This window comes from Pseudomonas sp. NFACC24-1 (assembly GCF_900115235.1).
GTDB classification, from domain to species: domain Bacteria; phylum Pseudomonadota; class Gammaproteobacteria; order Pseudomonadales; family Pseudomonadaceae; genus Aquipseudomonas; species Aquipseudomonas fluorescens_AA.
Genome location: NZ_FOVS01000029.1, coordinates 67,174 through 77,248 on the forward strand (window position 1 = coordinate 67,174; position 10,075 = coordinate 77,248).

At 60.0% G+C, this 10,075-nt stretch carries 2 protein-coding genes and 1 pseudogene; all 3 read left to right on the plus strand.

What is annotated here, in order from left to right:
* Positions 1–2 precede the first annotated feature (2 nt).
* Complete coding sequence (locus BM317_RS23115; protein WP_092476424.1) at positions 3–9,494, plus strand: hemagglutinin repeat-containing protein; 9,492 nt, start codon at positions 3–5, stop codon at positions 9,492–9,494.
* Positions 9,491–9,712 carry a hypothetical protein gene (locus BM317_RS23120; protein WP_218189437.1) on the plus strand — a complete coding sequence of 74 codons (222 nt, stop codon included), beginning with the start codon at positions 9,491–9,493 and terminating at the stop codon, positions 9,710–9,712. The genes BM317_RS23115 and BM317_RS23120 overlap by 4 nt, the downstream gene beginning before the upstream one ends.
* A gap of 159 nt (positions 9,713–9,871) precedes the next feature.
* Positions 9,872–10,075, plus strand: a pseudogene (locus BM317_RS31230) (IS4 family transposase); the annotation flags it as partial.

Here is a 10,075-nt window from a genome sequence, read left to right on the forward strand (position 1 = left end):
TCATGGACGACCGCCAACACGCCTTCATGGCCCGCCAACCTTCTGCTGCCCTGAAAACCCGCGACGCCTTCTGGGGCATGCCCAAGCGTGGCCTGGCGTTCCTGCTGGCCAACGTCATGTTCTGGCAACCGATGTGGGCCCAGGCCGACGGCATCGTGGTCAGCGCCCCGGGCACCAGCCTCGGCCAGGCCGGCAACGGCGTGCCGGTGGTCAACATCGCCAAGCCCAACGGCAGCGGGCTGTCTCACAACCAGTTCAAGGACTACAACGTCGGCAGCAACGGCGTGATCCTCAACAACGCCACCAACCCGGCCCAGGCCACGCAACTGGGTGGGATCATCCTCGGCAACCCGAACCTCCAGGGCACGGCCGCCACCACCATCCTCAACGAAGTCAACGGCGGCAACCCCAGCCAACTGCGCGGCTACACCGAAGTGGCAGGGCAGTCGGCCCACGTCATCGTCGCCAACCCTTATGGCATCAGCTGTAACGGCTGCGGTTTCATCAATACCCCAAAGGCGACCCTGACCACGGGCAAGCCGATCATCGAAAACGGCCAAGTGGGTCGCTATCAGGTGGACCAGGGCAGCGTCGCCATCGAAGGCGCGGGCTTGAACGCGAACAACGTCGACCGCTTCGAAATCATCACCCGCAGCGCCAGGATCAACGCTGAGATTCAGGCGAAAAACCTGACCATCGTCGCCGGGCGCAATGACGTCAACGCAGGCACCCTGAATGCCACCGCCCGCGCCGACGACGGCAGTGCCAAACCTGAATTGGCCATCGATTCCTCGGCCTTGGGTGGTATGTACGCCGGGGCGATCAAGCTGGTGGGTACCGAGGCCGGAGTCGGGGTGAAGCTGGACGGCAAGATGGTTGCCAGTGGCGGGGATATTCAGCTGGATGCCAATGGGCATTTGAGTTTGGCGCAGACGGCCGCCGCCGGTGCTGTCGACATCGCGGCCAAAAGCCTGGAAACCCGTGGCCAGGTGTACGCTGGTAGCCGCTTGGACGTTAAGACCCAGGGCGACCTGACCAGCCAGAAAAACCTGGTGGCCCGCGACAGCATTCACCTGGACAGCGGCGGTACGCTCAGCAACAACGGCATCATCGAAGCCGGCGTCAACGCCGATAACAGCCGCAATACCACGGGCGATGTCTCCCTCACGGCCAAGCAACTGAACAACGGCGGCAAAACCGTTATTGCCAGTCGCGACCTGAACGTCACGACCAGTGCTGCGCTGAACAACCAGGGCGGTACGCTCAGTGGCCAGCGCAAGACCACCGTCACCGGTAACGTGGTGGATAACCGCAACAAAGGCCGCATCCTCGGCAACACCGAACTGCACCTGAGCGCCGATCAGGTCCTCAACAGCCAGGGCGGCCTGATCAATAGCCAGGGCCTGCTGACGGCCAACCTGGGCCACCTGGAAAACAATGCCGGTGAATTATCGAGCCTGAACAGCGCGACGCTGATCCTCGGCAGCCTGGACAACCTGACCGGCCTGGTCATGACCGGTAAAAACCTCGACATCACCAGCACCGGCGCGATCAAGAACCAGGGCGGTGAATTGTCCAGCCAGGGCGTTGTGACCGTGCGCACCGCCAGCCTGGACAACAGCAACAAAGGTACTGTCGCCGCCAATGGCAAGTTGCTGGTCAATGCCAGCGACTCGGTGAAAAACGCTGAAAAGGGCCTGATCGCCAGCCGTGAAGGCGCGCTCGAACTCGATGCCGCCAGCCTGAACAACGCCAAGGGCACGTTGCAAGGCAAGGGCCTGGTGACCGTGGATGTCGCAGGTGATATCGATAACCAGGGTGGCAGCATCATCGCCCAGGACGCCAAGCTGAGAGTCTTCGCGACCAACCTGGACAACCGCGGCGGCGTGCTGTCCAGCGTCAAGGCCGCGCTGGAGGCGCGGGCCACGGGTGTGCTGAAAAACGGCTATGACGTGAACCGTCGGGGCGGCACGATCCAGTCCCAAGGACTCAGCATCCAAGCCTTGGCTGGGCTGTTCAACGACGGCGGGCGCATCGCTGCACAAGCCGGCGATGTCGTGATCACCAACGCGGGTGCGGATATCAATAATCGCAACGGTGGGATATACGCCACGGGCAAGGTCCAGGTCATTGGTCGGGACATGGACAACAGCGGCGGCGGGCAGGTCAGCGCCAGTCGCATCGACTTTGACCTTTCGGGCGCGCTGAACAACAACGCGGGCATTATCGAAAGCCAGGACAGCCTGGATATTCTGTCCGCGAGACTGAGCAACCAGAAGGGCCAACTGCGCACCCTGGGCAAGAACAGCACCACCGTGTTCGACATCGGTGGCCTGTTCGATAACAACGACGGCACCCTGGAAACCACCAGCCAAAATGTGGGCCTGGACGCCGGCAGCATTCAGAACGCGGGTGGCAAGCTGTTGCACACCGGCCTGGGAGTATTCGGTATCAGCCAGGCCAACCTGGGCCAGGCGGGCGGGCAGTTGGTGACCTACGGCAACCTGACGGTGACGGCTGATCGCTGGACCAACAGCACGGCGATCCAGGCCGGGCACCTGGTCGTGGATGTCGACCAGTTGACCCAGACCGCCACCGGCCAGTTGCTCAGTACCGATAGTATGGTGGGCCGTGGCAGCAACTGGCGCGTCGACGGCCTGATCGGCAGCGATGGGGCCATCGACCTGCAACTGACCGGCGCCTATGCCAGCAACGGTCGCTTGAGCAGTCTTGGTGCCCTGGGCCTCAAGGCCGCGCTGATCAATCTGGAGCAAAACGGCAGTATCGCCGGCGGCGGCCGCACAACCGTCGTGGTCGATGGCGTCCTCAACAGCTACGGTCGCCTGACCTCGGCGGCGGACATGAACGTCACTGCCGCCACGATCAACAACTACGGCACCCTCGGCAGTGCCGGTGCGCTCGGCGTATCGACTGGCGACCTGCTCAACGAGCACGGTTTGATCTTCAGCGGCGGCGCTACCAGCCTGCGCGTCAATAGCCTGACCAACCGCTATGCCGATATCTACAGCCTGGGCGATCTGAGCATCGATCGCGACGGCCTCGGCACCCGTGCCAGCCGCATCCTCAACAGCTCCGGCTCGCTGCAGAGCGATGGCAGCATGCGCCTGGCGGCCAGCACGATCGACAACGTACGTGAGGTCTTGACCGCCCACGACGCGGGCATCTACACCGCCTCGATCAGGGAAGTGGCCTGTATCGAAGGGGTCAACGCCGGTGATTGCAGCGGTGGCAAGGAGAACCACGTCTGGCAGATCATTCAGCGCGACAAGTTCGAAGTCACCGCGGCCAGCGCCGCCTCCAGCATCACCACCGGCGGTAACCTGGATATCCAGGGCGACACTCTGACCAACCGGAGCAGCAGCATCGGCGTCGGCGGCGCATTGACCGCCAACCTCGTTAGCCTGGACAACATCGGCATCGAGACCGGCGAGACCGAAACCTCGCGCACCTTCATGTCCGAGCGCACGCGCAGCCCAGGTGGCTGGCGCGCCGCCGCCAATGACTTCACCAACAAATACTGGTTGCAGAGCCCAGGCTACAACGCCAATGACCTGGGTGGCCTCGAGGCAGCGATGAGCCGCTTCATCGGCATGACCGAACGTGAGCTCCCGCAGTTCCGCACCCAGGCAAGTACTACCGATAACCAGACCTACGCCGCGATTATCCAGGCCGGCGGCGCAGTCGATGTCCGCACTTCGGGTAACACCGACAACAGCGTCGTGCGTGGCGGCTACAACTATGTCGGTGCCGGCCCGCGCACCGACACCCGGGCCGACAACGCCTTCTCGACCCGCATCAGCGTCAATCGGCAGCTACCCCCGAACCTGACCCAGCAACAGGTCGATCCGCTGGCCTTGCCGGGTTTTGATTTGCCCACCGGGCAAAACGGCCTGTTCCGCATGAGCGGCGAAGGCTCGACCACGCCGACCCAAGGCTCAGGCCTGACCCAAGTACGCGGCCTGCCGGACCGCTCGTTCCAGGCCAACCCGCAAAAATACCTGATCGAGACCAATCCGGCGCTGACCGACATGCGCCGCTTCATGAGCTCGGACTACCTGCTGACGAACCTGGGCTACGACCCCGACATCGCCGCCAAGCGCCTGGGTGACGGCTTCTACGAACAACGCCTGATCCAACAAGCCGTGATCGCCCGCACCGGCCAGCGCTTCCTCGACGGCCAGACCTCCGACGACGGCATGTTCAAGTACCTGATGAACAACGCCATCGCCAGCAAGGACACGCTGAACCTGTCCTTGGGTGTCAGCCTAACCGCCGAACAAGTCGCGGCCCTGACCCATGACATCGTCTGGATGGAAACCCGCACGGTGAACAACGAGCAGTTGCTGGTGCCGGTGCTCTACCTGGCCCAGGCCAACAACCGCCTCGGGGCCAATGGTGCGTTGATTCAGGGCGCCGACATCAGCCTGATCACGGGTCAAAACCTGAACAATGCGGGCACCTTGCGGGCGTCCAGCAACCTGAGGGCTTCGGCTGGCGACAGCTTGGTCAACAGTGGGCTGATGGAGGCGGGTGGTCGGCTGGATGCGTTGGCGAGTAATAACCTGACTAATAGGGCGGGTGGGGTTATTGCTGGACGGGATGTCAGTGTTGTGGCGGTGGCCGGTGATTTGACCAACGAACGAACCATCACCACCCATGCCAGCAGCACCGGCTCCAAGACCGAGCGACGTGATTTTGCCGACAGCGCGGCGCGGATTGAGGCGAGTCATGATCTGAGCGCGGGCGCTGGGCGGGATATCGCCAATGTTGGTGGTGTGCTCAAGAGTGGCAACGACACGAACTTGCAGGCGATGCGTGATGTGAACCTCACCTCCGCCAAGCAGGTGGACAGCCATACGCAGGGCAGCAAACACCGGGACCTGACCATTACCCAGAATGGTTCCAGCGTGACGGCTGACCGCGAGCTGAAGGTCACGGCCGGGCAGGACCTGAGGGTCGTTGCCAGCAACGTCATCGCCCAGACCCGCCTGGCGCTGACAGCCGGGCGCGATATCGCCATCGAGTCCGCAGCCAACGAAAGCCATCGCGCGTCCCAAAGCAAAAAAGTCAAAAGCAGCAGCGATCTGGTCCGCCAGCAGTCATCGCTTGTCCAGTCGGGAGGCGACCTTAGTGTCAAGGCGGGCCAAGACCTGAGCCTGGTGGCCAGCCAGATGAAAGGCGCCAAGGACGTTGCCCTCGATGCCACGCGCGATATCAACCTGTTGTCCGCAACGGACGAAGCCGCGGAGTTCTACTCGAAGAAAAGCAAAGGCTCCTTTGGCCGCAGTAAAAGCGAACAACGGGAAAGCTACCACAGCACCAACATCGCATCCGTGGTGGAGGCGGGGCAGGACCTGACGGTCAATACCAGCCAAGCCGCCGGTGGCGGTGTCACGCTGGATGGCGGTCGTAATGTCACCGTGATCGGCAGTCAGTTGAAGGCCGGTGATGACCTGGTCGTCGGTGCCACGGGGGATGTGGCAGTGCTATCGGGTGTCGAGGAGCATGGCTCCTACAGCAAGAAAACCAAATCGGGTTTCCTCGGCTTGTCCAAGAGCGGCAAGAGCGAATTGAAGACTACGGCCTCCCAGGTAGCCAGTGAGCTAGAGGCCGGCAACGACGTGGTGATCGCGGCAGGCAACGACTTGCGCGTGCGGGCCAGTGAGACCACTGCTGGCAATGATGTGGAACTGCGTGCGGGTCTGGTCAAGGACAGTGGCGACATTAACCTCGTCTCGGCCAACGATACGGCTTATAGCCGGAGTGAGGAGTACAAGAAGAAAAACGGGTTATCGGTGTCGGGTGGTTTCCTCTCGATCTCCTCGGCCAAGGAAGCGGGCCGGCAAGCGCAAAGCAGTACCAGCGTGGGCAGCCAGGTTTCCGCTGATCGCGATGCGACCCTGCAGGCAGAACGCGATATCAACCTGATCGGCAGCGGCATCGATGCCGGGCGCAACGTCAGCTTGAATGCCGGACGCGACGTAAATGTGCTGGCCGCGCAGAACAGCCGTTCCGAGCAGGACTGGGAAAAGAACAAACAAGCCGGGATCGGTGTGTCTTCGGATGCCAACGGCATCAATTTCTTCGCCGGCGTGGACCGTACCAAAGAGAAAAACCGGCTGGAACAGCAAACCGCTGCCGCCAGCCAGATCAGTGCCGGTCAAAACCTGGCCGTCAACGCCAAGCGAGATATCACTCAGACTGGCTCAGACCTTGAGGCGTTCAACGATATCGACTTGACGGCCGGTCGCAATATCAAGATCGACGCTGCCCGCGAAATGCAACTGATCGAGCATCAACGCGAGAGCGAACGAAACGGCGCCAGCCTGAGCATGAACCACAACTACGGCCGAACCCGCGATGCCGTCAAAGGTGCCGGCCAGGGCGAAGATGGTGTCAGCAAGGCTTCCAGTACGTTGAAGGCGGTGGACGGCGTTTCCCAATTCGCTTCAGGCCCTACGTTCGACGCCAAGATCGGTAACAGCAAGCAGAGCACCAGTCAGCAGGTCATTGAACAGACCCGTCGCTCGTCGACGCTGAACGCAGGCAGCGATCTGAACATTGCTGCCAACAACGATGTTCAGATCAGCGGCAGCCAATTGATCTCCGGTCGCGATATCAATATCAAGGGACGCGATGTCACCCTCGATGCCGCCAAAGGCAGCTATGCCGAAGAGACTCGTGAGCGACAAAGTTGGGGCGGTATCCACGGTGGAACCAGCGGCGGCTTCAAGCTTGGCGTCGGTGGCAGCAATGGTATTGCCAGCGGCGACAGCGAACAGCAAACGTCGACGGTCACTTCCCTGGATGCGGCGCGGGACGTCAACCTGCAGGCGAGCAATGATCTGAACCTGATTGGCTCCCAGGTCAAGGCTCAGCGTGATATCGACCTGCGCGCAGCAAACAACCTGAACATTCGCGCCGCCCAGAACGACAGCGGCAGCGACAACACCCGCAAGAGCGGCGGCGGTGAGGTAGGCCTCAGCGTCGGCTCTGAAGGCGTCGGCATCTACGCCAGCGTCAATCTGGGCAGAGGCAACCTGGAGCGTGAAGCCCAGCGGCAACAACAGGCCTATCTGTACGCAGGTAATCGCCTGGGCTTTACCAGCGGCAAAGACACGAACATTGCCGGTGCGGACCTGCGCGGCAATGAAGTCATTGGCCGGGTTGGCCGCGACCTCAATGTCTCGTCGGTGCCTGATACGGGCAAGGTCGAAGGCAAGGAGTTCGACCTCAGCGTGACAGTGACCGTGGGGCCGGGCGCGGGTGTCAGTGGTTCGGTCGGCTATGGCCAGACCACTGGCTCGACCGAATGGGTCGAGCAACAGACCCGCATCACCGGGCAGGACAAGGTCGACATCCGTACCGAAAACCACACCCAGCTCGACGGGGCGCTTATCGCTTCGGATACCGGCAAGCTCAAACTCGACACCGGCACGCTGGGCTTCAGCGACATCGCTGGCAAGGACAAGGAACATGGCTATTACCTGAACGTCGGTGGCAGCTACTCCAAGGGGGGCGGCGGAGCCCAGGACAGTAGTCAGGTCGGCAAGGGCGAAAAGGACAAGAACGGCTGGAGTGTCGAAGGCTGGAACTATGAGAAGGACCGCCAACAGCTCGTACGCGCCACAGTGGGGGCGGGCGACGTCGTTGTGCGCAATGACGCCGGGACCGGAGCCGATTCGACCAAAGGTCTGAACCGCGACGTCGACAAAGCCTACGAAATCACCCGGGATGATGAACACCGTACAGACCTGTACGTGACCAAGTCTTCCGTGACGGCAGCCTTTACGCCGATTGAAACCGCCAAGGAGTGGACCAAGCAACTCCGCAGTTACGACGAAACTGCCAAGCAGAACTTCCAGCAAGCCGGTAACGACTTCAATGCGGCGGTCAACAAGATCGAGGCAGGGTTGGGGCGAAAAATGGATGCGGGTGCCTCGGCGATGGTGGGCGTCGATTTCGCCGAAGCGACTATGGAGGCGTTGATCATCGGTGGTCTGACGCGTGCTCAGGCCATGAAGACCATGGGGGATCCAAATTTCCAGGAGCGGGTGCTGGCTGAGGTAGGCCTGCTCGCTGGCGTGGACGTGAAGCAGATCGAGGCCATAAGCAAGGAAGTTCAGGTGCCCTCGTCTAACGCAGAGCGCCCATCGGGTTTGGAACTCGCCCCTACCTCTGTCACTGATGACGATGTCGAGAAGCTCAGCCTTGCCCAAGATACCTTACGGACATTTTCGGGGATCAATGAGTACGCCGCTGCGCATGAGGACGAGAAGCAAGCGATTTCCGTGGTCATTGCTATGGCACAAGGCCCTAAAGGGCTTGTGCAACTGGCTGTCATCAACGCGGCCTCCGAAACCGAGCCGGGTAAAGCACTGCTTGAGAAAACCGAACAATTCAGCGAAGCCATGGGGAAAGAAATCGCGGATGAGATAGAAGATACAACGCTCGATCCAAAGTTTGAAACGGACAAATACCTGATCGGCGGCGGTCAGTTTATGGCCTCGGTGTTGACGGGGGTACTTTCGAAAAATAGAGGTTCGAAAGAGCCTACGCCCGTTGTGGTAGCGGATGGGAAGGGGTCAAAAGGCCCACTGGTGAGTAACCCAACCGCAGGAAATAAAGGCCCCTGCTGCTTTGCCGCCGGGACGATGGTATCGACGCCAGAGGGCGACCGAGCCATCGAAACGCTGCAAGTCGGCGACGTGGTATGGAGCAAACCGGAAAAAGGCGGCAAGCCCTTTGCGGCTGCGATCCTCGCTACTCACCAGCGTAGCGACCAGCCAATTTACCGCCTCAAACTCAAAAGCGTGCGTCACGATGGCTCCGCGCAAGGCGAAACACTGCTGGTCACGCCAAGCCATCCGTTTTACGTACCGGCCAAACGTGACTTCATCCCCGTTATCGACCTGAAGCCTGGCGACTTGCTGCAATCGCTGGCCGACGGAGAGACAGAAAATACCTCGTCGGAAGTCGAGTCCTTGGAGCTTTACGCGCCAATCGGCAAAACATATAACCTGACGGTCGATATCGGCCACACGTTCTATGTGGGAGAGCTCAAGACCTGGGTGCATAACACTGGGCCTTGTGATTTGCCGGAGAAGAGCGGTGGTATAGGCGGTGCAAAAGGCTCGTTTGCAGGGAAGAGCATCGAAGATTTGTCGAATGCGGGAAAACTGTTGGATCCGGCGGATAAGTCTGGACAGCTTTCGCTAGCTGGCCGAGCTCTTCAGAAACACGGTAGCCGTGAAGGCAGTGCGTTCCCAAGCGTTAAAGGAAGTCCCTCCGAAATTAACGCTCAAGGTCAAAAAATAGCTGATGAAATTCTGAGCAATCCTGCGACAACTGTAGCCTATAAGGATACGGGGAGATTTGGAAAGGTAATGGATGTAATCGCTCCCGACGGTCGGGGGCTACGTTATGATGCCAATGGGAAATTTATTGGTCTATTGGAGCCACCAAAACCATGAATCATTTGTCTTCAATGATAACTAGCCCGCCAGATCGTGAAAATTTGGTATTTGAAATATGGGCGGGAACTGACCAGCTGGCTGAAGTAACCTGCGAGCCTGGCAGATCAGTTGAGATCGAAATTTACCCCCCTGTTAAAGGCGGGAGTTGGAGTTTTGAGTTAGAAGAGTTCATGACCCTTTTGAATCAGGCGGCTAAGCATTTGAATCATGATTAAAAGGTACGTGAAAAAGGGGGCTGAAAAAGAGGACAGATTTGAATGGCACTTACTTAACAGCTAACTAGCTGATACGACTGCGAAAAAATGAAAAAAGGCTGGCCTTGGTCTACGGTGATAGTTGCGAACACACACCGATCAAGCAAGGACACAGCCCGAGTGAATCGTAGACGCCAAATCGTCCGACATCAACAGCACCGTATGCGCCAGCACGCCACGAACAGCAATGCTCATGCTTTCTTCAAGCTGCTCTCCGATCCTGAGTTATTGCGGGGTGTCGAGTCATCGATACCCAAGCATCGCCAGCGGCTATTTCCCCCGACCGAAACGCTGTCCATGTTTTTGTCCCAGGCAATGAGCGCC